17 protein-coding genes are annotated in these 22,854 nt (G+C 67.6%); 9 read left to right on the forward strand and 8 right to left on the reverse strand.

The window, feature by feature from the left end; all coding sequences use genetic code 11:
* Positions 1-23 precede the first annotated feature (23 nt).
* A complete protein-coding gene (gene purM, locus TA3x_RS22685; RefSeq protein ID WP_435016954.1) occupies positions 24-1,103 on the reverse strand; it encodes a phosphoribosylformylglycinamidine cyclo-ligase in 1,080 nt (359 codons plus the stop codon).
* A gap of 201 nt (positions 1,104-1,304) precedes the next feature.
* On the opposite strand from purM, the gene TA3x_RS22690 reads away from it, so the two are divergent.
* Positions 1,305-1,730, forward strand: a complete 426-nt coding sequence (locus tag TA3x_RS22690; protein ID WP_435016955.1) for a hypothetical protein — start codon at positions 1,305-1,307, stop codon at positions 1,728-1,730.
* Between the two features lie 72 nt (positions 1,731-1,802).
* On the opposite strand, the gene TA3x_RS22695 is transcribed toward TA3x_RS22690, so the two are convergent.
* The gene (locus TA3x_RS22695; RefSeq protein ID WP_435016956.1) at positions 1,803-2,405 is read right to left on the reverse strand and encodes a hypothetical protein; all 603 of its coding nucleotides are present in this window, start codon (positions 2,403-2,405) and stop codon (positions 1,803-1,805) included.
* A 116-nt stretch (positions 2,406-2,521) separates the two neighbouring features.
* On the opposite strand from TA3x_RS22695, the gene TA3x_RS22700 reads away from it, so the two are divergent.
* From TA3x_RS22700 to egtB, 6 genes are all read left to right on the forward strand, one after another.
* A complete protein-coding gene (locus TA3x_RS22700; RefSeq protein ID WP_435016957.1) occupies positions 2,522-3,268 on the forward strand; it encodes a lipoate--protein ligase family protein in 747 nt (248 codons plus the stop codon).
* A 258-nt stretch (positions 3,269-3,526) separates the two neighbouring features.
* Positions 3,527-6,310 (forward strand): 2-oxoglutarate dehydrogenase E1 component, encoded by a 2,784-nt coding sequence (locus TA3x_RS22705; protein WP_435016958.1) that lies wholly within the window; start codon positions 3,527-3,529, stop codon positions 6,308-6,310.
* Between the two features lie 4 nt (positions 6,311-6,314).
* Positions 6,315-7,586 (forward strand): 2-oxoglutarate dehydrogenase complex dihydrolipoyllysine-residue succinyltransferase, encoded by a 1,272-nt coding sequence (odhB, locus tag TA3x_RS22710; protein ID WP_435016959.1) that lies wholly within the window; start codon positions 6,315-6,317, stop codon positions 7,584-7,586.
* Between the two features lie 114 nt (positions 7,587-7,700).
* Positions 7,701-9,143, forward strand: coding sequence for a dihydrolipoyl dehydrogenase (gene lpdA, locus TA3x_RS22715; protein ID WP_435016960.1), 1,443 nt, complete (start codon positions 7,701-7,703; stop codon positions 9,141-9,143).
* Positions 9,144-9,170: 27 nt separating this feature from the next.
* On the forward strand, positions 9,171-9,779 hold the full coding sequence (locus TA3x_RS22720; RefSeq protein ID WP_435022411.1) for a Uma2 family endonuclease: 609 nt from the start codon (positions 9,171-9,173) through the stop codon (positions 9,777-9,779).
* 46 nt (positions 9,780-9,825) lie between these two features.
* A complete protein-coding gene (egtB, locus tag TA3x_RS22725; RefSeq protein WP_435022413.1) occupies positions 9,826-11,118 on the forward strand; it encodes an ergothioneine biosynthesis protein EgtB in 1,293 nt (430 codons plus the stop codon).
* Between the two features lie 57 nt (positions 11,119-11,175).
* Here the strand turns inward: egtB and lpdA (TA3x_RS22730) are convergent, their stop codons facing one another.
* The 6 genes from lpdA (TA3x_RS22730) to TA3x_RS22755 all read right to left on the reverse strand — a co-directional run bounded on the left by lpdA (TA3x_RS22730) (position 11,176) and on the right by TA3x_RS22755 (position 20,338).
* Positions 11,176-12,561 (reverse strand): dihydrolipoyl dehydrogenase, encoded by a 1,386-nt coding sequence (gene lpdA / locus TA3x_RS22730; RefSeq protein WP_435016961.1) that lies wholly within the window; start codon positions 12,559-12,561, stop codon positions 11,176-11,178.
* A gap of 93 nt (positions 12,562-12,654) precedes the next feature.
* A complete protein-coding gene (locus TA3x_RS22735; RefSeq protein WP_435016962.1) occupies positions 12,655-13,998 on the reverse strand; it encodes a dihydrolipoamide acetyltransferase family protein in 1,344 nt (447 codons plus the stop codon).
* 147 nt (positions 13,999-14,145) lie between these two features.
* Complete coding sequence (locus TA3x_RS22740; protein WP_435016963.1) at positions 14,146-15,129, reverse strand: pyruvate dehydrogenase complex E1 component subunit beta; 984 nt, start codon at positions 15,127-15,129, stop codon at positions 14,146-14,148.
* A 2-nt stretch (positions 15,130-15,131) separates the two neighbouring features.
* Entirely contained in the window at positions 15,132-16,145 is a 1,014-nt protein-coding gene (gene pdhA / locus TA3x_RS22745; RefSeq protein ID WP_435016964.1) for a pyruvate dehydrogenase (acetyl-transferring) E1 component subunit alpha, read from the reverse strand.
* Between the two features lie 336 nt (positions 16,146-16,481).
* Positions 16,482-19,322, reverse strand: coding sequence for an aconitate hydratase AcnA (gene acnA / locus TA3x_RS22750; protein ID WP_435016965.1), 2,841 nt, complete (start codon positions 19,320-19,322; stop codon positions 16,482-16,484).
* 164 nt (positions 19,323-19,486) lie between these two features.
* The gene (locus TA3x_RS22755; protein ID WP_435016966.1) at positions 19,487-20,338 is read right to left on the reverse strand and encodes a menaquinone biosynthesis family protein; all 852 of its coding nucleotides are present in this window, start codon (positions 20,336-20,338) and stop codon (positions 19,487-19,489) included.
* 305 nt (positions 20,339-20,643) lie between these two features.
* Between TA3x_RS22755 and TA3x_RS22760 the strand changes: the two genes are divergently transcribed.
* Positions 20,644-21,990 (forward strand): glutamate ligase domain-containing protein, encoded by a 1,347-nt coding sequence (locus tag TA3x_RS22760; protein ID WP_435022415.1) that lies wholly within the window; start codon positions 20,644-20,646, stop codon positions 21,988-21,990.
* Positions 21,950-22,831 (forward strand): UDP-N-acetylmuramate dehydrogenase, encoded by an 882-nt coding sequence (gene murB, locus TA3x_RS22765; RefSeq protein ID WP_435016967.1) that lies wholly within the window; start codon positions 21,950-21,952, stop codon positions 22,829-22,831. Before TA3x_RS22760 ends, murB begins: the two co-directional genes overlap by 41 nt.
* The last annotated feature ends 23 nt before the right edge of the window (positions 22,832-22,854 follow it).

Below are 22,854 nucleotides of genomic sequence, written 5' to 3' on the forward strand. Positions count from 1 at the left end.
CGCCCGGGCCGTGAGAGCCCGCCTCAGGCGGCGGGCGACTCGTCCCAGGTCACGCCCTTCTCGCCCTCGACGACCTCGCCGATCACCCAGGCCGGCTGCTTGACCTCGGAGCGGAGGTAGCGGGCGATCGCCTCGGCGTAGTACTCGGCGACGACCAGCACCATGCCGATCCCCATGTTGAAGACGCGGAACATCTCCTCATCGGGGATGTTCCCGACCTTCTGCATCCACGGGAAGACGGGCGGCACGTCCCAGCACTTCCGCAGGCGGATCGCGCAGCCGTCGGGCAGGATGCGAGGCGGGTTGTCGATCAGCCCGCCGCCGGTGATGTGGGCGATCCCGTGGACGATCCGCTTGACCCGGTAATGGCGATAAACCGTCTTGAGCGCCCGGGTGTAGATCTTCGTCGGGCGGAGGAACTCGTCTGCCACCGTCGCGCCGAACTCGGGCACGAACGAGTCGGCCTGGAGCCCGGCCCCCTCGAAGGCGATCTTCCGGGCCAGGCTGTAGCCGTTGGAGTGGAGGCCCGAGCTTCCGAGCCCGATCACCTTGTCGCCGGGGCGGATCTCGCGGCCGTCCAGCACCTGCTTGCGCTCGACCACGCCGAGGGCGAAGCCGGCCAGGTCATACTCCCCCGACTTATAGAAGTCGGGCAGGATGGCGGTCTCGCCCCCCATCAGGGCGCACTCGGCCTCGATGCAGCCGTCGCTGATCCCCTGGACAACCTTGCGGGTCAGCTCGGGGTCGTCCTTGCTCATGGCGACGTAGTCGAGGAACATCAACGGCTCGGCCCCGGCGCATAGGCAGTCGTTGACCGACATCGCCACGAGGTCGATCCCGACCGTCTCATGCCGGCCGGTGGCGAAGGCCAGCTTGAGCTTGGTCCCCACGCCGTCGGTGGAGGCCACCAGGACCGGGTCGTGATACTTGCGGGTCAGCAGGCGGATGCCGTCATCGAGCCGGAACAGCCCGGCGAAACCGCCCGGCCAGTCCATGACCCGGGGCGAGTAGGTCCGCCGGAGCAGCGGGGGCAAGGCGGCCATCGTCTGCTCATAGGCGTCGAGGTCGACTCCGGACGCCTTGTAATCGAACGGCTCGGGCATGGTCATTCGCAGGGGCTTGGGGACGTCGCGGCATTGCGGGCACCCCAGGAGTGTACCCCAGGGATGCGGCCCGCGAAATAACCGTTCCGGCCCGACCTCGCACGAGGGGCGGGTGAGGCTTGATCGCGGCGTTGGCGCCCTATACTTTAGAGGCCTTCCAACCGGCACGCCTCTCGTCCCAACGATCCTGGAGCCTCGCTCATGCTGCGCAAGTTCGCGATCCTGGCCGTCAGCGTCTCCGCCCTCGCCGGCCTGTCGTTTGCGGCCGACGATGACGATACCCCGTTCCAGAAGTCGATGACCCAGGTCAACAAGGCGAACGGAGCGCTCCGCAAGGCGACCCGCAACGAGGCCGAATTCAAGAAGGCCGGCGACTCGATCGGCAAGAACGCCGAGATCATCGCCAAGGTCGGGAAGGAATCGCGCGAGCTGAAGGACTTCGCCGAGAAGGAGAAGAAGCCGCTCGCCGAATGGACCAAGCTGATGGACGAGATGACCAAGGCCGCCGAGGACGTCTCCAAGGCCGCCGCCAAGCCCAAGGCAACCGCCGAAGAGGCCAAGACCGCCTTCACCGCCCTCAACAAGACCTGCGCCAACTGCCACAACGTCTTCAAGAAGGACGAATAAGATCCGCACGGCCCGGGCCTGCGACCCTCAATTCCGGGTCGCAGGCCGGCCGAGTGCGGCGGGCCGGGCCGATCACCCCCTCTGCCGGCCCTCGATGGCCAGCAGGAGGACGACGGTCGCGACGGCCAGGGGGCGGGGCAGGAGCTGATCCGTGTCCTGGCTCAGGTCGACGTCGAACTTCTGGATGAACGGGTTGAAGTGCTGGCGCATCGAGCCGACCACCTGCCCATCCACCTCGATGTTGAAAGTTTGCGGCAGGAACAGCGAGGCCGCGTCCACGAACCGGCGGGCCAACGCCTTCCAGGTGCTTTCCTCGACCACCTTGCCGCGGACCACCCCGTCGGCGTCGAGGATCTCCCACGAGTCCTTGAACATCGAGGACCAGCCCTTCCGCCTCAGCGTGCCGATATGCTCCCCGGTCTGTGCATCATCGACCCGATAGGCGGCGCTGAAGTCCACGATGCGATCGGCCTTGATCCGGAGAAGTTCGGCCCCATCTCCGCCCGGTTCGTTGATCCGGATGTCTTCCTTGAGGCGGAAGGCCTTCTGCTCCGAGCGGGCCAGCGGGCGGCCATCGGTGGTCTCCAGGGTGAAGCCCGCCCCCAGGAGCTTGAAGACCTTTCTCCTCGCCCGGAAATGGTCCAGGCGATAGACTTCGGGTGTTTCCATTGTCATCCGGTCGGACCTCCGGTCGATGCCTGATTTCTGGATGGCAGAGATGGTCGCCGACTCCCCGGCCGCGATCAAGTCCTTCGCCCATTGAACTTCGTGCCAAAAAGGCGGATCGGCCCGTGACCTGGCCAGCGCAGACCGCCATCGACTTCACCCTGCCCGGGATCCCGGCCAACCTCGCCGCCGATGAAGCCCTGCTGATCGAAGCGGAGGAATCCGGCCATCCGGCCGTCCTCCGGTTCTGGGAGGCGGACGAGACCGCGGTCATCCTGGGCGCCTCGTGCCGGATCGCCGCGGAAGTCCACGTCGAGGCTTGCCGCGACGACGGCGTGACGATCGCACGCCGGTCCAGCGGCGGCGGCACGGTGGTGATCGGGCCCGGTGCCCTCAACGTGACCGTGGTCGTGCCGATCGCCGCCGACCCGGAGTTCCTGTCCGTGGACCTGGCCCAGCGGGCGGTCCTCGGGCGGATCGCTTCGGCCCTGCGGCAGGCGGGCCCCGCGGTCGATGTCCAGGGATCGGGCGACTTGACCCTGGGAGGCCGGAAGTTCTCCGGGAGTGCCCAGCGACGACTGCGCACGATGATGATGATCCATGCGAGCATCCTGTACGATTTCCCGCTCGACCTCGTGGATCGCTACTTGCCCATGCCCCCTCGTCGACCGTCTTATCGCGCGGAACGGACCCATGCGGAGTTTCTGACCAATCTCCCCCTCCCCCGGGCAAAAATAATCGAAGCGATCTCGGGAGAGTTGGGGGCGTCGCAACCAATGGGTCAGGAGGGAGATACGCTCATCCCGATGGGGCGGGCACGGCGGCTCCTGGGGGAGAAATTTTCAGATCATCGGTGGATCGGGCGACTTTGAACGTAATGCGAGTTGGGCCCATCGCGGGGGGCCGACGTCGCGGGTCATCGGGCAATGAACCTGCCGCCGGTCCGTCGGGGCTCTATACTATTGCAGAGAGACCGACGAACAGGGTTTGGGTCCTGTCCTGATTTCGGTATGCTGGGCGGAGGAGACATGTGCCTCAGGACGGCGCAAGTCCTCGCCCAAGTTTTGGCGAAGCACGTCTAATCGACTGGGGCCGCGTCGCCCGCGCCGCCCCCAGGGGATCAAGCTCCCATGAATCGCTCGACGGTCGCGAACCGGCAGAATCTCGGGCTGATCGAAGAGAATTACCGGCTCTGGCAGCTCGATCCGACCTCGGTCGACGCGACCTGGCAAGCCTTCTTCGACGGATATGATCTGGGTCAATCGCGCAGCGGGGCCGAGGGATCGACCCCGGACGACTTCGAGGCGCAGGCCAAGGTCACCCGCCTGACCGATACCTACCGCGAGATCGGCCATTATCTGGCCGACCTCGACCCGCTCAAGTTGAGCAAGCCCGGCGAGGCCGAGGCCCTGCTCGACCCCGAGACCTTCGGCCTCACCGCCGAGGACCTCGACAAGTCCTTCCATACGCGCCTGCCGGGTGCGAGCCGCGCGACCCTGCGCGAGATCCTCGCCGCCCTCCGCGAGACCTACTGCCGGACGATCGGCGTCGAGTTCATGCACATCCGGAACGAGCCGATCCGCGCCTGGCTCCGCGAGCGGATGGAGGCCTCGCGCAATCGGCCCCAGCTCGACATCCGCCAGAAGCGGCGGATCATCCTCAAGCTGAACGCGGCCGAACTCTTCGAGGAGTTCCTCCACGGCCACTTCGTCGGCGCCAAACGGTTCTCGCTCGAAGGCGGGGAGACGCTGATCCCCCTGCTCGACGCCCTGATCGAGCGTTCGGCCAGGCATGGCGTCAAGGAAGTGGTCCTGGGCATGCCCCACCGTGGACGCCTCAACGTCCTGGCCAACATCCTCGACAAGCCGTACGGGATGATCTTCGCCGAGTTCGAGGATAACCTCCCGGAGACCGTCGCCGGCGATGGCGACGTGAAGTATCACCTCGGCTTCTCGGGCGACCACATCTCCGCCGATGGCCACTCGATCCACCTGTCGCTGACCCCCAACCCCAGCCACCTCGAAGCCGTCAACCCGGTGGTCGAGGGGCGGATGCGGGCCAAGCAGAGGCGATTCAAGGACAAGGACCGCAAGCTCGGCGTGCCGATCCTGATCCACGGCGACGCTGCGTTCGCCGGCCAGGGCCTCGTGGCCGAGACGCTGAACCTGTCCCAGCTCCGCGGCTATCGGACCGGCGGCACGGTCCATGTCGTCGTGAACAACCAGATCGGGTTCACCACCTCGCCCGTCGATAGCCGGTCCACCCGGTATTGCACCGACGTCGCGAAGATGATCGAGGTGCCGATCTTCCACGTCAACGGCGAGGACCCCGAGGCGGTGGTCTACGTCGCCGAGATGGCCCTCGACTTCCGCGAGACGTTCGGCCGCGACGTGGTGATCGACCTGGTCTGCTACCGCAAGCATGGCCACAACGAGGTCGACGAGCCGGCCTTCACCCAGCCGCTCATGTACAGCCGGATCAACGGCCGGCCGACGATCCGCGCCCTGTACACCCAGTCCCTGATCGAGTCCAACGAGATGACGGCGGCCGAGGCCGAGACGATCGCCGAGACGTTCAAGGACAAGCTCCAGGCCGTCTACGACGAGGTCCACCATCAGACGCCCAAGCCCCTCCCCTCGACCGGGTTCGGCGGGCCGTGGAAGGGTCTTCAGCCCAAGTATCGCTTCGAGCCGATCGAGACCGGCGTACCGCACGAGGTCCTGACCCGGATCACGCAGGCCACCACCTCGGTCCCCGAAACCTTCCACATCCACCCCAAGATCGGCCGCCAGCTCACCGCCCGGCTCAAGACCTTCGAGAGCGGCGAGGGGATCGACTGGGCGTTCGGCGAGACCTTCGCGTTCGGCTCGCTGCTGGCCGAGGGGACCCCGGTCCGGCTCAGCGGCCAGGATAGCCGCCGGGGCACGTTCAGCCATCGCCATGCGGTGCTGGTGGACACCCAGGATGGCGAGACCCACGTCCCGCTCAACGCCCTCTCCCACAACGGGGCCGAGATCTGCGTCTACGATAGCCTGCTGTCCGAGGCCGCCGTGCTCGGCTTCGACTACGGCTACTCGCTCGACGAGCCGAACATGCTGATCCTCTGGGAGGCCCAGTTCGGCGACTTCGTCAACGGCGCCCAGGTCATCATCGACCAGTTCATCAGCTCGGCGGAATCGAAGTGGAACCGGGCCAGCGGCCTGGTCATGCTCCTGCCCCACGGCTACGAGGGCCAGGGCCCCGAGCACTCCAGCGCCCGCCTGGAGCGGTTCCTCCAGCTCTGCGCCGAGGACAACATCCAGGTGGTCTACCCCACCACCCCGGCGCAATACTTCCACCTGCTCCGCCGCCAGATGAAGCGGGACTTCCGCAAGCCCCTGATCGTGATGACGCCCAAGAGCCTGCTCCGCCACAAGGCCGCGGTCTCCAGCGTGTCGGAATTCACGGCAGGCAGCTTCCGCGAGGTCATCGACGACACCGTGTCGCCCGAACGGGTCAAGCGGGTGGTCCTCTGCTCGGGCAAGGTCTACTACGACCTCATGGCCAAGCGAGACGAGTTCAACAAGTCGCGCGAGGTGGCCATCGTCCGCCTGGAGCAGTTCTATCCCTGGCCGGGCGATGCCCTGAAGGCGGTCGTCGATCGCTACCCGGCCGTCAAGGAATGGGTGTGGGCCCAGGAGGAGTCGCACAACATGGGCGGCTGGTCGTTCGTGGCCCCGCGCCTCAAGGACCTGACCGGCCACGACTTCGAGTATGTGGGCCGCGACGCCAGCGCCAGCCCGGCAACCGGCTCGCACACGATCCACGACCGCGAGCAGAAAGAACTGGTGGAAGCCGCCATCGGCGCCGCCATCCCCCACCAGGTCAAGGCGCATCCGGCACGCCCGGCCGTCGCCCTCACAAGCAAGGATTGATCCGATGGCCGCCATCCCGATCAAGGTCCCGTCCGTCGGCGAATCGATCTCCGAAGGGATCCTGGCACGTTGGCTGAAGTCCGACGGCTCGATGGTCAAGGCCAACGAGCCGCTGTTCGAGCTGGAATCCGACAAGGCCAGCCAGGTGGTCAATTCCCCGTCGGCCGGGACGCTCAAGATCGAGGTCCAGGAAAACGAGACCGTGGCCATCGGTGCCGTGATCGGCTCGCTCGATCCCAACGGCACCCCCTCGGCATCGGCACCCGCCGCCGCCCCGGCGAAGGCGGCCGAGCCGGCCCGCGCGGCGGTCGCCCAGGCCCCGGCCCCGGCCGTGCCCGCGACCAATGAAGCCCGGCCCGTCGACTCCACCGTGACCGGCGGAGGGGCGGATGCCCTGGCCCCGTCGGTTCGGCGCCTCGTTGCCGAAAACAACCTCGACCCGTCTCAGGTCGAAGGGACCGGCCGCGGCGGCCGGATCACCAAGGGCGACGTCCTCGCCCACATGGAGACGCTGCCGGCGAAGCCCGCCCCCGCCCCCGCCGCCCCGGCCCCGTCCCCTTCGCCGGTCCCGGCGGCCGGGCGTGAGACCCGGAAGCGGATGAGCGGCCTGCGGCAGAAGATCGCCCAAAGGCTGGTCGAGGCGCAGCACACCGCCGCGATCCTGACGACCTTCAACGAGGCCGACATGACCAAGGTCATGGAGCTTCGGGCGAAGTACAAGGACAGCTTCAAGGCCAAGCACGGCGTCGCCCTGGGGTTCTCGTCGTTCTTCATCAAGGCGACGATCGAGGCCCTCAAGACGTTCCCCGGCGTGAACGGCCGGATCGACGGCGCGGACATCGTCTACAACAACGTCTACGACATCGGCGTCGCCGTCAGCACCGAGCGCGGGCTGATGGTCCCGGTGATCCGGGACGCTGACAAGCTGAGCTTCGCCGCGATCGAGAAGGCGATCGGCCAGTATGCCGCCAAGGCCCGCGAGGGGACCATCGCCGTGTCCGACCTCCAGGGGGGGACGTTCACGATCACCAACGGCGGGGTGTTCGGCTCGCTGCTCTCGACCCCCATCCTGAACCCGCCCCAGAGCGGCATCCTGGGGATGCACTCGATCCAGAAGCGTCCGGTCGTGGTCGACGACCAGATCGTGATCCGCCCGATGATGTACCTGGCCCTCTCCTACGACCATCGCATCGTCGATGGTCGCGAGGCGGTCAGCTTCCTGGTCAAGATCAAGGATTGCATCGAGAGCCCCGAGCGATTGATGCTCGAACTCTGAGCCATCCGGCAACCGGACCTCTATAATGGACGCGGCGGCCCCGGCCCTGGCTTCGATCGCGAAGCCGACCGGGTCGCCGCGTCCGGCATATCCTCAATGTCGAAGGAGCCTCTGGTGGCGGAGCGTTACGACCTGGTGGTGATCGGCGCGGGTCCCGGGGGCTATGTCGCCGCCATCCGCGCGGCCCAGCTCGGCATGAAGGTGGCGTGCGTCGAGAAGCGGGCGACCCTCGGCGGCGTCTGCCTGAACATCGGCTGCATCCCGAGCAAGGCCCTGCTCGACTCCAGCGAGTTGTTCTACCTGGCCAAGAAGCGGTTCGGCAAGCACGGGATCAAGGTCGGGGAGATCGGCCTCGATCTCCCGGCGATGCTCGCCCGCAAGGATCAGGTGGTTAAGGAACTGACCGACGGCGTCCGCTTCCTGTTCCGCAAGAACAACATCACGACGGTCCACGGCTCGGCCCGGATCGCCTCGCCGACCTCGGTCGTCGTCGCGGGCGAGGATGGCCAGGAGACGACCCTCGACGCCGGCCACATCCTCATCGCCACCGGCAGCGCCCCGGTCGAGTTGCCGTTCCTCAAGTTCGACGGGACGACCGTCGTCAGCTCGACCGAGGCCCTGAGCTTCTCGAAGGTGCCCGATCAGCTGGTCGTGGTCGGCGGCGGCTACATCGGCCTGGAACTGGGCTCGGTCTGGCTCCGCCTGGGGGCCAAGGTCACCGTCATCGAGTTCCTGGACCGGATCACCCCCCTGGCCGACCTCGAGATCGGCGGGCTGCTCCACAAGTCTCTGGCCAAGCTCGGCATGGAGTTCCAGCTCTCCACCAAGGTGACCGGCGCCAAGGTCGAAAAGGGCCGGGCCCTGGTCTCGGCCGAGACCAATAAGGACGGCCAGAAACTCACCTTCGACGCCGAGAAAGTGCTGGTCGCCGTGGGTCGTCGCGCCTACACCGACGGCCTGGGACTCGACGCGGTGGGCGTCAAGTACGATGCCCGGACCGGGAAGGTCGCCGTCGATCCCCACTTCCGCACCAACGTCCCCTCGATCTCGGCGATCGGCGACGTGATCGACGGCCCCATGCTCGCCCACAAGGCGGAGGATGAGGGGACCGCGTTCGCGGAGATCCTGGCCGGCAAGGCGGGCCACGTCAATTACGACACGATCCCCGGGGTCATCTACACCTGGCCCGAGATGGCCAGCGTGGGGATCACCGAGGAACAGGCCAAGGACAAGGGCCTGGACTACAAGGTCGGCAAATTCCCGTTCGTCGCCAACGGCCGGGCCAAGGCGATGGACGAGCCCGAGGGGCTGGTCAAGATCCTGGCCGACGCCAAGACGGACCGCGTCCTGGGCGTGCACATCATCGGCCCAAGGGCCTCGGACATGATCGCCGAGGCGGTCGCGATCCTCGAATTCTCGGGAAGCGCCGAGGATATCGCCCGGATCTGCCACGCCCACCCCACCCTGTCCGAGGCGTTCCGCGAGGCCGCCCTCGACGTGGACGGCCGCGCCATCCATTCGGCCCCCCGCGTTTCCCGGGCGGTGGCCGCTCGCTGAATCTCGCAGGAGGACGACATGACGGCCATGCTTATCTGCGATCCCGACCTCATCGAACGACTCAAGGCCGAGCGGCAACGCCTCGGCCTCGATAAGCGGGACGAGATCTGGGATGGAGACTACGTCATGTCGCCCTTGCCCAACGTCGACCACCAGTGGATCGTGACGGAACTTGCGGCGATCTTCCGGACCATCTGCCGCTCCCGGGGGAATGGACGGTCCTTCGCAGGTCTGAATGTCAGCGATCGCGGCGAGGGCTGGACTCAGAATTATCGCGAGCCGGACGTGGCGGTTTATCTGGATGGTAACTCGGCGAAGGATTGGGGGACGCACTGGGAAGGCGGCCCCGATTTTGCCGTCGAGGTCCTCAGCCCGGGCGACCCGGCCCGTCGCAAACGTGATTTCTATGCCAAGGTCAACGTTCGCGAATTCATGATCGTCGACCGCTCCCCCTGGTCTCTGGAATTGTACCGGGCAAACGCTGGCCGCCTCGACCTCGTCGGCAAGGCGACGGTCGATGGCGCGGAGGTCTTGGCGAGCGAGGTCCTGCCCCTGACCTTCCGTTTGATCCCGGGCCAGGAACGCCCTCGGATCGAAGTCGCGCGGACCGACGAAGGCGAGACGTGGGCCATCTGACACCTTCCGCAGGCCCGAATAGCTGGGGACCGTTCTCTTGACACGCATCCTGACCACCGCGAGCCTCGACGGGCAGGCAGAACCCATCTCCCCCTCTGATCTCCTGGCGCGTTATGTGGCCGTCCGGGGCCAGACCGACCGCCTCTGCGAGCCGCTGGAGCCCGAGGACTTCGTCGTCCAGTCGATGCCGGATGCCAGCCCGGTCAAGTGGCACCTGGCGCATACCTCCTGGTTCTTCGAGACCTTCGTCCTGGCCTCGGCCCTGCCCGATTACCAGACGATCGACCCGCGATACAACTTCCTGTTCAATTCCTATTACAACGCGATCGGCGAGCGGATCGCCCGCGATCGCCGCGGCCTGCTGTCTCGCCCCACGATCGGCGAGGTGGAGCGTTATCGCCGGGGCGTCGACGACCGGATGGGGGAATGGCTCGGGGCCGCGGACGGGGATACGCTCGAACGGCTGGCCCCTTTGATCGTCCTCGGGTTGCATCACGAGCAGCAGCATCAGGAACTGATCGTCACCGACCTCAAGCATGCCTTCGCCAGCAACCCGCTTCGACCAGCCTACCTGGACCGGCAGCCCGATTCGACGTCATCACCCGGGCCAGTCGACTGGGTCGAGTTCGAGGCGGGGTTGAACGTGGTGGGATTCGAGGGCTCGGGGTTCGCGTTCGACAACGAGTCGCCCCGGCACAAGGCATACCTCGAGGCCTTCGCGCTGGCCAGCCGACCCGCGACCAACGGCGAGTTCATGGCCTTCCTGGACGACGGCGGTTACGACCGGCCGGAGTTCTGGCTCTCCGACGGCTGGGCCGCCCGCAAAACACGCGGCTGGTCGGCGCCCCTTTACTGGGTGCAGCACGATGGAGCGTGGTCGACCATGACCCTCGCCGGCCTGCGCCCGGTGGTCGCCTCCGAGCCGGTGACGCATCTGAGCTATTACGAGGCCGACGCGTTTGCCCGCTGGTCGGGCGCCCGGCTGCCGACCGAGGCGGAGTGGGAGGTTGCCGCGTCCCGGTCGCCCATCGAGGGGAACTTCCTCGAAAGCGGCCGGTATCACCCCGCACCCTCGCCAACCCGGGACGCCGGCCTCGTCCAGATGTATGGTGACGTCTGGGAATGGTCCCAGAGTCCCTACACGCCCTATCCCGGTTATCGGCCGGCGAGCGGGGCGCTGGGCGAATACAACGGGAAGTTCATGTGCAACACGATCGTCCTCAGGGGCGGGTCGTGCGCCACGCCGAGGTCCCACATCCGGCCGACCTATCGCAACTTCTTCGGGCCCGAAGCCCGCTGGCAATTCAGCGGCGTGCGACTGGCCAGGGACCTGCAATGAGGTAAATCGGGCCGAACCGGCCTCGACTTGCGGTCGAGGCCGGACGGCGATCTGAGATCAGATGTGGACAGATTCGCCCAGGGCCTGCCCGGCCGCTTCCATGACGGCCTCGGAGAAGGTCGGGTGCGGGTGCATGGCGTGGATGATTTCTTCTTCGGTCGCTTCGAGCTTCTTGGCCATGACCAACTCGGCGATCAGCTCGGTGGCCTGCGAGCCGACGAGGTGGGCGCCGAGTAGTTCGCCGTGCTTGGCGTCGAAGATCAGCTTGACGAACCCTTCGGTCTCGTCGGCCGCCTGGGCCCGCCCGCTGGCGACGAACGGGAACTTGCCGACGCGGATCTCGTGGCCGGCCTCGCGGGCCGCCTTCTCGGTCAGCCCGACGCTGGCCACGCCGGGGTCGGTGTAGGTGCAGCCGGGGACGTTGGAGTAGTCGACCTCGCGGTGGGCCTTGCCGCAAAGGGTCTCGATGCAGGCGATCGCCTCGTGATGTGCCACGTGGGCGAGCCAGGGCGGCCCGATCACGTCGCCCACGGCGTAGACGCCCGGGACGCTGGTCTTGTAGCCGTTCTTGGGATCGGCCTTGATGTGGCCCTTGACCAGCTCGACATTGAGGCTGTCGGCGAAGACGCCCTCGACGTTGCCCAGCACGCCGATCGAGACCAGCAAGACGTCGGCCTCCAGCGTCTGCGGGCCCTTGGGTGTCTCGACCTCGACCTTGACGCCGTTGCCCGTCTTCGTGACCTTGCCGGTCTTCGAGCCGGTGAGGATCGTGATCCCGCGCTTGGTCAAGCTCCGCTGCAACGCCGCGGACGATTCCTCGTCCTCCCCGGGCAGGATCCGGTCGAGCAGCTCGATCACCGTGACCTTGGTGCCGATCGCGTTGTAGAAGTAGCCGAATTCCAGGCCGATCGGGCCGCCGCCGATGATGATCATCGACTTCGGCTGGGCGGGCAGGGACATCGCTTCTTTGTAGGAGATGATCGTCTTGCCGTCGAACTCGGCGCCCGGCAGGGGCCGGGGGCGGACGCCGGTGGCGACCACGATCGACTCGGCCGTGACCTTCTCATCCCCCATCTGGACCGTGTGGGGGGCGACGATCTTGGCGGTCCCGAACTTCGAGGCCACCTTGTACTTCTTGAAGAGTTGCTCGATCCCCTTGTTCAGGTTCCCGGCGACCGAACGGCTCCGGGCGATCATCTGGCCGAAGTCCCAGCCGGGGGTGCCGGTGAATCCGAACGCCTTGCCATGGCGTGAGATCAACTCGACGAGGTGGGCGTTGGTCAGCAGGGCCTTGGTGGGGATGCAGCCCCAGTTCAGGCAGATGCCGCCAAGCTTGTCGCGTTCCACGCAGAGGGTACGCTTGCCGAGTTGTGCCGCGCGGATCGCCGCGGCGTAGCCCGCGGGCCCGCCGCCAATCACGACGAGATCGAAATCGTAAGCCATGGGTTCCCTTCGAGGATCGATCGGGCGGACAACCCGCCGGGCTCCGGGCGGTGACCGGGCCGATCCGGCCCGATCATCGCGTCATCGAAACCATTATAGGAGCATCGAGGTCGGCTCTTCGAGCAGGCCCTTCAGGGTGCGGAGGAACTCGGCGGCCAAAGCCCCATCGACGGCGCGATGGTCGGCGGTCAGGTTCACGGTCATGACCGTGCCCACCGTCAGGGTGTCATTCACCACGACCGGCCGCTTCTCGGCGGCGCCGACGGCGAGGATGGCGACCTGGGGCAGGTTCAGGATCGCGTCGAACATGCTCACGCCGTACATGCCCAGGTTGCTGATCGTGAACGTCCCGCCGGTCAGCTGCGTCGAGGTCAGCTTGCCGGCGCGGGCGGCATCGACGATCGCCTGGCTGCCGGTGCGGATCTCGCGGAGGCCCAGGGTATCGGCCTGATGAATGACCGGCACCATCAGGCCGCCTTCCAGGGCCACGGCGATGCCGACGTTGACGTCGGCATGCTCGACGATGGCGTCGGGCTCGAACGTCGCGTTGACCCCGGGATGCTTGCGGAGCGCCAGGGCGACGGCCTTGGTCACGAAGTCGCCGACCGAGAGCTTGACCTTCTCGGCGGCCAGTTGCTTGTTGAGCCGCTCGCGGATCGCGACCACCTCATCGACCCGGATATCGACCGAGACGTGGATCTCGGGCGCCGTGGTCTTGGCCTGGATCATCCGCGCGGCGATCGTCTTCCGCATCGGCGTGTGCGGGATCCGGCGGGGCTGGCCGGAAGGCCGGGGCGCCGAGGGGGCGGCGGCCGTCTTGCCGGCAGGGCCGGCGGCGGGCTTGGCCGCCAGGAAGGCCTCGACGTCGCGGCGGATCACCCGCCCGCCCGGCCCGCTGGGGGCGACCTGGCCGAGGTCGACCTTGGCCTCGGCGGCGATCTTGCGGGCCAGCGGGGTGGACTTGATCCGGCCCCCTTCGTGGATCACGGCGGCGGTGGCCGGGGCGTGGTCCTGGCCGTTGGTCGCGGAGATCTCGGGGCGGGTCGGGCTGCTGGTGTTTTCCCGATAGGGGACGCCCGACTGCTGGGCCTCCGGCTTCTCCTCGGCCGGTTCGGCCTTGGCTTCGGGCTGGGTCTTCGCGGCGGGCTTGGCCGAGGCGCCACCGCCGGCGGAGGCCGCGATCGCCTTGGGGTCTTCCCCCTTGCCGGCGAGGATCAGCATCCGCTGGCCGACCGGGACGTCGTCGCCGACGTTGGCCAGCAGGACGGCCACGATCCCCTCGTCGAACGACTCCAGGGGCATGACCGCCTTGTCGGTCTGGACCTCGGCCAGGGTGTCGCCTTCCTTGACCTTGTCGCCGACCTTGACCCGCCACTCGACGATCTGACCGCTCGACATCGTGGGGCTGATCGCCCCCATGGCTACTTCGATCGGCACGGGGGCTATCTCCCAAAAGGCATGTCGGCGCGGGCCGAGAGCAATGATTCGATGGGCCGGAGGGTCGGAACCGGGGACGGACCCGCTACATCGCGGAGTGGTCCGTCCCCTTCATCCCGAGGAGTCGCCAGGAACGGCGACCCGAGATCAAAGGCGGCTATACATCACGTCGTGGACCTGGGCGACGATCCGGTCGACGTTGGGGAGCATCGACGCTTCCAGGGCCCGATTGTAGGGGATCGGGGCATCCTTGGTGGCAACGCGGCGGATCGGGGCGTCGAGTTCGTCGAACGCCTTCTGCATGATCCGGTCGGAGATGCCGGCGCCCAGCCCGCAATAGGGCCAGTCTTCCTCGATGATGACCGCGCGGTGGGTCTTGCACACCGAGGCCAGCAGGGTGTCCATGTCGAGCGGGCGGATCGTCCGGAGGTCGATCACCTCGGCGTCGATCCCCTCGCCGGCCAGGACTTCGGCGGCGGCCAGGGTCGCCTTGAGCGACCGCGAGTAGGTGATCAGGGTCACATCGGCGCCGGGGCGGACGATGTTGGCCTTGCCGATCGGCACCAGGTGCTCGCCGTCGGGGACCTCCCCCTTGTCGCCGTAGAGGACCTCGTGCTCGATGAAGACGACCGGGTCATCGGACCGGATCGAGCTCTTGAGCAGGCCCTTGGCGTCGGCCGGGGTGGCCGGCATGACGACGGTGAGCCCGGGGATGTGGGCGTACCACGCCTCCAGGCGGTGCGAGTGGGTGGCGGCCAGGCAGCCGGCCATGCCCGAGGAGCCGCGGAACACGATCGGCACCGAGAACTGGCCGCCGCTCATGTACCGCATGTTGGCGGCGTTGTTGACGATCTGGTCGATGGCCACCAGGCTGAAGCTGAAGGTCATGAACTCGATGATCGGCCGGAGGCCCACCATCGCGCCGCCGATGCCCATGCCGGCGAAGCCTTCTTCGGAAATCGGCGAGTCGATGATCCGACGCTCGCCGAACCGGGCCAGCATGCCCTGGCTGACCTTGTAGGCGCCATCATATTCGGCGACTTCCTCGCCGATCAGATAGACGCGATCATCGCGCTCCATCTCCTCGGACATCGCCTGATTCAGGGCTTCACGATAGGCAATGACGGCCATGGTCACTCCTGGGGGATGTGGTGGGCCACCGTGACGTCCTGGTAGAGCGCCTCGGGCGGGGTGGGATCGCTGGCCTCGGCGAAGGCGATCGCCTCCTCCACCTCGGCCTTGACTTCCTCGTGGTAGCGATCGAGGGTCTCGTCGTCGAGCCAGCCTCGCTCCTTCAGGACCATCCCGTAAGAGACGATCGGGTCGCGTGCCTTGGCCTCTTCGAGTTCCTGCTTGGTCCGATACTTGGACGGGTCGCTCATCGAGTGGCCGCGGAAGCGGTAGGTCTTCATCTCGATGAAGCTCGGCCCCTCGCCGGCGCGGGCGCGGGCGGCGGCCTCGCGGGTCGTCTCGGCCACCAGCTCGATGTCGTTGGCGTCGATGGTCACGCCCGGGATGCCATAGGCGGTCCCGCAGCGGATCGTCAGGTCGGTCAGGCAGGAGTGGCGATGGAGGTGGGTCCCCATCGACATCATGTTGTTCTCGACGACGTAGATCGCCGGCAGCTTCCACAGCGAGGCCATGTTGAAGGCCTCGTGGAGCGAGCCCTGGTTGATGGCCCCGTCGCCGAAGTAGCAGATGACGACCTTGTCTTCCCTGCGGTACTTGATCGCGTGGGCCACGCCGGTGGCGACCGGGATGTGGCTGCCGACGATGGCATGGCCGCCGAGGAAGTTGCGCTCGGCGTCGAAGAAGTGCATCGACCCGCCCTTCCCCTTGGAGCAGCCGGTGTACTTGCCGAGCATCTCGGCCATGGCGTGCTTGGGGTCCATGCCGCGGGCCAGGGCGTGGCCGTGGTCGCGGTAGGCGGTGATCACATAATCGTCGTCGCGGAGCGCCCCGATCGAACCGACCGCGACCGGCTCCTGTCCGCTATAAAGGTGGCAGAAGCCGCCGATCTTGCCGCCCATCTGATAGAGCTTGTAGGACTGCTCTTCGAAGCGGCGAATCAACAGCATCATCCGCAACCAGCTGAGGGCCTGGTTCTTGGTCGTCGCGGGCTTGGCTTCGGTCGTCGCTTGCGACATGAAGGCCGACTCCTGAATAAGATCGCCGGTCGGCCGTCGCGGAGGAAGCGACGCCGGCGCTTCGGGGAGGGTGAGCGAGACGGAAGCCCCGATGGGCGGCACGGCCGGGGCTCGCGCGTCGTCCGCCGGGCGGAACCGATCGCGAACCCAGCCGATCAACTGTGATATCTTAACCGAAATCACGGTTTGCGATCCAGCCGGGTACGACCGGGCCCGAAGGGCCCGGGACGGGATCGCCATCGACTCGCGGCCGACGGGGCGATCGTCGGGCCGATGACCGGCCCGTCGACGCCGCCTGATCGGCCCGATTCTCCTGCCGCGCGGGTTGCGACAGGCTCATGATCGGGCGCCATCCGCGGTCGACGCGGAGGACCCTGCCAGCAGCTGACGCAACACGTAGGGCAGAATCCCGCCGTGTTGATAGTACCGGATCTCCTGGGGCGTGTCGATCCGCACCGTGGCGGTGAACTCCTGCACCGCTCCATCGGGGCGGGTGGCCTTCACCGTGACCTGGCGGCCGTGGGCGAACTCGTCGGCCAGTCCCGCCGCGAGCCCCTCGATCGAGTAGGTCTCCTCGCCGGTCAGGCCCAGCGACTCGGCGTCGTCGCCGGCGCCGAACTGGAGCGGCAGGATGCCCATCCCCACCAGGTTCGAGCGGTGGATCCGCTCATAGCTCTCGGCGATCACGACCCGGATGCCCAGGAGCTTCGGCCCCTTGGCGGCCCAGTCGCGGGACGAGCCGGAGCCGTACTCCTTGCCGGCCAGGATCACCAGCGGGATGCCTTCCTGCTGGTAGAGGGCCGACGCGTCGTAGATCGGCATCACCTCGCCGTCGGGCAGGTGGCGGGTGACGCCGCCCTCGGTGCCGGGGGCGAGCTTGTTGCGGAGCCGGATGTTGGCGAACGTGCCCCGAACCATCACCTCGTGGTTGCCGCGGCGCGACCCGTACGAGTTGAAGTCGGAGACAGCCACGCCGTGCTCGATCAGGTAGCGGCCCGCCGGGCTCTGGACCTTGATCGCGCCGGCCGGGGAGATGTGGTCGGTCGTGATGCTATCGCCCAGGACGGCCAGGACGCGGGCGTCCTTGATCTCGACGATGGGCGGCGGCTGGTCGGGCATCCCCTGGAAGTAGGGGGGATTTTTGACATAGGTCGACGCGTCGTCCCACTCGTAGAGGTCGCCCTGGGGAACTTGCAGCGAGTTCCAACGCTCGTCCCCCTTGAAGACCTCGCCGTATTCCTTCTGGAACATCTCGGCGCGGACCGAGCGGAGGATCGTCTCCTGGACCTCGGCCTGGCTCGGCCAGATGTCCTTGAGGTAGACGGGCTCGCCGTCCTTGCCGTGCCCGATCGGCTCGGTCGCCAGGTCGATGTCCATCGTGCCGGCCAGGGCGTAGGCGACCACCAGGGGGGGCGACGCCAGGTAGTTGGCCCGGACGTCGGAGTTGATCCGACCCTCGAAGTTGCGGTTGCCGCTCAGGACTGCCACCGTGACCAGGTCGTCGTCGTGGATCGCCTTGGAGATCTCCAGCGACAGCGGCCCGGAGTTGCCGATGCAGGTGGTGCAGCCGTAGCCGACCAGGTTGAACCGGAGCTTGTCGAGGTAGGGGGTCAGGCCGGCGTCGTCGAGGTAGCTGGTCACGACCTTGGAGCCGGGGGCGAGGCTGGCCTTCACCCACGGCTGGGTGGACAGCCCGCGCTCGACGGCCTTCTTGGCCAGCAGGCCGGCCGCGACCATCACCGACGGGTTGGACGTGTTGGTGCAGCTGGTGATCGCGGCGATCACCACCGAGCCGTTGTCGATGTAGCCGTTGCGGAGCGGGCGATAGGCGGCCGCGGGGGCCGTCGGGTCCTCGGTGCCCACGGCGGTGCCGCCGCCCCCTTCCCCTTCCAGCCGGATCTCGCCCTTGACGTCGGCGGCGGCCGCGACCGGCGTGGATGCCTTGGCCGGGCGGGCATCGTGCATCGTCTTGAGGGCCTTCTGGAACGACTCCTTGGCCGCCGACAGGGCCACCCGGTCCTGCGGCCGCTTCGGGCCGGCCAGGCTGGGCTCCACCGTCGCCAGGTCCAGCTCCAGGACGTCGGTGTAGGTTGCCTCGGGGCCCCCGGCCTCGCGCCAGAGCCCCTGCTCCTTGGCGTAGACCTCGACCAGGCGGATCAGGTCGGCCGGGCGTCCCGAGAGTTCCAGATAGCGGAGCGTCTCGGAGTCGATCGGGAAAATCCCGCAGGTCGCCCCGTACTCGGGAGCCATATTGGCGATCGTCGCCCGGTCCGCGAGCGGGAGGCTGGACAGGCCGTCGCCGAAGAACTCGACGAACTTGCCGACCACGCCCTTGCGGCGGAGCTGCTCGGTGACGGTCAGCACCAGGTCGGTGGCGGTCGCCCCTTCGCGGAGCTTGCCCGAGAACTTGAACCCGATCACCTGGGGCACCAGCATCGACACCGGCTGGCCGAGCATGGCCGCCTCGGCCTCGATCCCGCCCACGCCCCAGCCCAGGACGCCCAGACCATTGACCATGGTCGTGTGCGAGTCGGTACCTACCAGCGTGTCGGGGTAGGCGACCGGCTCGGGGTCGTGGGCCCCTTCCAGGGCATCATTGGAGTTGAACACGACCCGGGCCAGGTACTCGACGTTGACCTGGTGGACGATGCCGGTATCCGGCGGCACGGCCCGGAAGTTCTGGAACGCCGTGGAGCCCCAGCGGAGGAACGCGTACCGCTCGCGATTACGGGCGAACTCCAGCTCGGCATTGGTGAGGAACGCCAGAGCGGTGCCGGCCTCGTCCACCTGGACCGAGTGGTCGATGACCAGCTCGACCGGCTGGAGGGGGTTGATCCGCTTGGGGTCGCCCCCCATCCGCTTCATGGCGTCACGCATCGCGGCGAGGTCGACCACCGCCGGCACGCCGGTGAAGTCCTGGAGCAGGACGCGGCTGGGGCGGAAGGCGATTTCTCGGCTGGGGATGGCCTTGGCATCCCAGTTGGCCAGGCCGAGGATGTCATCGGCCGTCACCGTCACGCCGTCTTCGTTGCGCAGCAGGTTTTCCAGGAGGATCTTGAGCGAGAACGGGAGCCGATCCAGGTCGATGTCGTGCTTTTGCAGGGCGTCGAGGCGGTAGAGCTGGAAGGTCTTCTCGTCCACCTTGATCTTGGCCAGGGCATCGAAACTTTTCGGCATGGGCGGAGGACCTCTCCAAAATCGCGACCAAACGGGGGAGCGGTGACCATCACGGCGACGGCGGGATCGGCTCGGCGAAGACCCCCAGTGTAGCGGAATCGGCCCGGGGCGCGGACCTCTCCGGGAAAAAATCCCGGAGGGGGACCGCCCCGATTCCGGTCGGGTCAGCCGATGAACTGGACGTCCAGAGGGCCGGGGATGATCCCCGCCTCGGCACCCCGCTGGAGCAGGAGCCGGACCGCGGCCCGGCCGCGTTCGCCGTAGTCGACGGTCCACTGGTTGACGTACATCCCCACGAACTCGTCGGCCAGGGCAGGGTCGAGGTCGCGGGCGTAGTTCAGGGCATAGTCGAGGGCTTCACGGCGGTGTTCCAGGGCGTAGACGATGCTCGCCTTCAGGAGCCGGGCGATCTCATTCACCGTCTCCTCGCCCAGGTCCCTGCGGACCACGTTCCCGCCCAGAGGCAGCGGCAGGCCGGTCTGCTCCTGCCACCAGACCCCGAGGTCGATGACCTGATGCAACCCCTTGTCGCCGTAGTACAATTGGCCTTCATGGATGATCAGGCCGGCGTCCGCCCTCCCATCGACCACGGCCGGCAGGATCTGGTCGAACGGCATGACCTCGACCTTGACGTCCTTGCCCAACAGGAGCTGGAGGGTCAGGTAGGCCGTCGTCAGCTTGCCCGGGATGGCGATCGTCCGGCCGCGGACGTCGTCCAGGGTGGCGGGGTCGCGGGTGACGATCTTCGGGCCGTACTGGTCCCCCATGCTGCAACCGGAGGCGAGCAGGGCGTAGCGGTCCGCCAGGTAGGCGAACGCATGGATGCTGACGGCCGAAACCTCCAGCTCTCCGTTCAGGGCGCGACGATTGAGCGTCTCGATGTCTTCGAGCTGATGGACGAACCGGAGGTCGCCGTTGTCGAGCTTGTCGTGAGTCAGGGCATAGAACATGAAGGCATCATCGGAGTCGGGGCTGTGGCCGACCCGGATTTCGCGGCGATCCGTACTGCTCGTCATCGGAAGGGCGTCCTCAGTCCTGGTGGGGACGCCGCCCTGCCCCGGACCGCGCCGGGACGGAACGTCCCCCATCTTTGATCTACTGTAGTCAAAATGCCCCCCCACGACCAACAGGCTCCCATGCGGGGGGTTACGTCGATCTTCCGGGATGGGCCAAATTCTCCGGTGGGAATCATTGTGAGAATGATGAGTCCCGGGCCGATAAGGGGGTGGAGACCTCGGCGTGGTCGCATCCCGTGTGGGATGAGTGGCAGGCTGCCGGGGTCTCACCGTCGAGGGGGCGCTCGCCGATGAATCGGTCGGGAATGGGGCGGGATGCCGGAGAGGTTGGCGGACCTTCGGCTCGGCTGGTCGGGCTGGAAGGCCCGGGAATGCGCGGAGTGGCGCAGGTCCTGGCCCGGCAGGGCGAGGCCGTCTCGGGTACGATCGCGGAGGAAGGGGCGACCGCGTCCCGGCTCCGGCGGCTCGGCATCCGCGTCGATGCCGGCCACGCCCACCGGAGGCTGCCCCGATCAACCCGCATCCTGATCCACGACCCCGACCTCCCTCGGACTCATCCGGCTCGGCTGGCGGCGACGCTCCGGGGCATCGAGCAGACGACCCCCGCCGACGCGATCGGCCGTTGCCTCGGACAGGGCGTCGGCATGGCCGTGTCCGGCGACCGCCGGGCGGGCGTGGCCGCGTCGATGATCGGCTGGACGCTCAACCACTGCGGGTACGACCCCACGGTGATCCTGGACACCTTCACGCCGCAGCTCGGCGGTTGGGGGCGATCCGGCCGGGGCCCGCACGTGGTCGCCGAGGTCGCCGCCGAGGAGGTCTCCGCCGAGATCATGGTCCTGATCGACGGCTGGATCGACCCGGCCGAGCGATCGCGGGCCCTTCGGAGTCGCGTCGCGGCGGCGTCGCCGGGGGATTATCTCCTGGGCCTGGCCCTGGAAGGCGACCCGGATTGCGCCAACGATCACCGACCGTCCGGGGTGGAGGTCGAACGGTTCTCGCTGGCCCGTGGGGTTGAGTGGTGGGGGGCCGACGTCCGCGAGGCGGGGCAGGGCTCGCGGTTCCGGGCCTTCCATCGCGGCCGGTTCGTCGCCGAGGTCCGGCTCCAGGTCCCCGGCCTGTCGGCGGTGGTCTCGGCCCTGGCGACGGTGGCCGCCTGCACCCGCGCCGAGATCCCCGCGAGGGGGATCAAGGAAGCCCTGGAAGAGTTCGCGGGCGTTTCTCGCGGATTCGAGTCACGCGGGAGCTATCGAGGTGTTACCCTGTTAGACGACGAGGCGCGAGGACCGTCCGCGGTCGGCGAGGCGCTGGCGATGGCACGCCGGGTCCACGGGCGTCGTCGGCTCTGCGTCGTGTATCGCCCCGATGGGGCGGGGGCGACCGGGCTCGATGCCGGGGAGTTCGCCCCGGCCGACCTCGTCTGGATCGTCGACGAACTGGGCAGGCCGGGCGGCCCGATGGCCGGGCTGCTGGCCGGTGCCTTGATCGAGGCGGGGATCCGGGTCTCCCGGGTCGCCTGCCTGGACGAGGCGATTCGCGAGTTGGACCGGGATCTCGAACCTGGCGATGTGCTGGTGACGCTCGGGGCCGGAGATGTGGGGACGATAGCCGATGCATTCCTTCGAAGAGTTTCGCGAGATCGTCACGACTGACGAGCCGCTGGCCCCCCATACCTGGTTCCGCCTGGGCGGCTCCGCCGCCTTCCTGGCCCGCCCCCGGGATGCGTCCGAGGTGGCCGCCCTGCTCCGCCGGGCCCGGGAGTCCGACATCCCGGTGCGGATCCTGGCCGGCGGGTCCAACGTCCTGGTCCGCGACGAAGGCTTCCCCGGGCTGGTCATCCACCTGGAAAGCCCGGCCTTCTCCGACGTCGCGATCGACGGGGGCCGGGTCACGGCCGGCGCGGCCGTCCCGCTCACGGCCCTGATCTCCCAGACGACCCGGGCGGGGCTCGCCGGGCTCGAAGTCCTGACCGGCATCCCGGGCACGGTCGGCGGCGCCGTGAAAGGTAACTCCGGGGGACGCCAGGGGGCCATCGGCACCCACGTCCGGAGCGTGACGGTGGTCGACGAGGCCGGAGAGTTGGTCGTCCGCGACGCCGACGAACTCCGGTTCGATTACCGATCCTCCGACCTCGATGATCCGGTCATCGTGTCGGTCGACTTTCAGCTGGAGCGGGAAGATCCGGAGACCGTCGTCAAGCGGATGCGGCGGATCTGGATCATCAAGAAAGAGAATCAGCCCTACGGCCACCAGTGGTCGGGCTGCATCTTCAAGAACCCGTCACCCGAGCTTTCGGCCGGCACCCTGATCGAGCGAGCCGGGATGAAAGGTCAACGCGTCGGCGCGGCGGAGATCTCCGACCGCCATGCCAACTATATCGTCGCGCATCCCGGGGCCACGTCCGATGAGGTGCTCCGGCTGATCGACCTGGTCAGGCAGAAGGTCAAGCAGCAATTCGGCCACGACCTGGCCTTGCAGATCAAGATTTGGTGACGGCGACTCGCCGGGCATCGCGG

The sequence above is a fragment of the Tundrisphaera macrotermitis genome (genome assembly GCF_051175315.1).
Lineage (GTDB): Bacteria > Planctomycetota > Planctomycetia > Isosphaerales > Isosphaeraceae > Tundrisphaera.

Bases quoted from the DNA above. Each gene is read 5' to 3' on its own strand.
- purM (WP_435016954.1), bottom strand. From the start codon at position 1,103: ATGCCCGAGCCGTTCGATTACAAGGCGTCCGGAGTCGACCTCGACGCC.
- TA3x_RS22690 (WP_435016955.1), top strand. From the start codon at position 1,305: ATGCTGCGCAAGTTCGCGATCCTGGCCGTCAGCGTCTCCGCCCTCGCC.
- TA3x_RS22695 (WP_435016956.1), bottom strand. From the start codon at position 2,405: ATGACAATGGAAACACCCGAAGTCTATCGCCTGGACCATTTCCGGGCG.
- TA3x_RS22705 (WP_435016958.1), top strand. From the start codon at position 3,527: ATGAATCGCTCGACGGTCGCGAACCGGCAGAATCTCGGGCTGATCGAA.
- odhB (WP_435016959.1), top strand. From the start codon at position 6,315: ATGGCCGCCATCCCGATCAAGGTCCCGTCCGTCGGCGAATCGATCTCC.
- TA3x_RS22720 (WP_435022411.1), top strand. From the start codon at position 9,171: ATGCTTATCTGCGATCCCGACCTCATCGAACGACTCAAGGCCGAGCGG.
- lpdA (WP_435016961.1), bottom strand. From the start codon at position 12,561: ATGGCTTACGATTTCGATCTCGTCGTGATTGGCGGCGGGCCCGCGGGC.
- TA3x_RS22740 (WP_435016963.1), bottom strand. From the start codon at position 15,129: ATGGCCGTCATTGCCTATCGTGAAGCCCTGAATCAGGCGATGTCCGAG.
- pdhA (WP_435016964.1), bottom strand. From the start codon at position 16,145: ATGTCGCAAGCGACGACCGAAGCCAAGCCCGCGACGACCAAGAACCAG.
- acnA (WP_435016965.1), bottom strand. From the start codon at position 19,322: ATGCCGAAAAGTTTCGATGCCCTGGCCAAGATCAAGGTGGACGAGAAG.
- TA3x_RS22755 (WP_435016966.1), bottom strand. From the start codon at position 20,338: ATGACGAGCAGTACGGATCGCCGCGAAATCCGGGTCGGCCACAGCCCC.
- TA3x_RS22760 (WP_435022415.1), top strand. From the start codon at position 20,644: ATGGGGCGGGATGCCGGAGAGGTTGGCGGACCTTCGGCTCGGCTGGTC.
- murB (WP_435016967.1), top strand. From the start codon at position 21,950: ATGCATTCCTTCGAAGAGTTTCGCGAGATCGTCACGACTGACGAGCCG.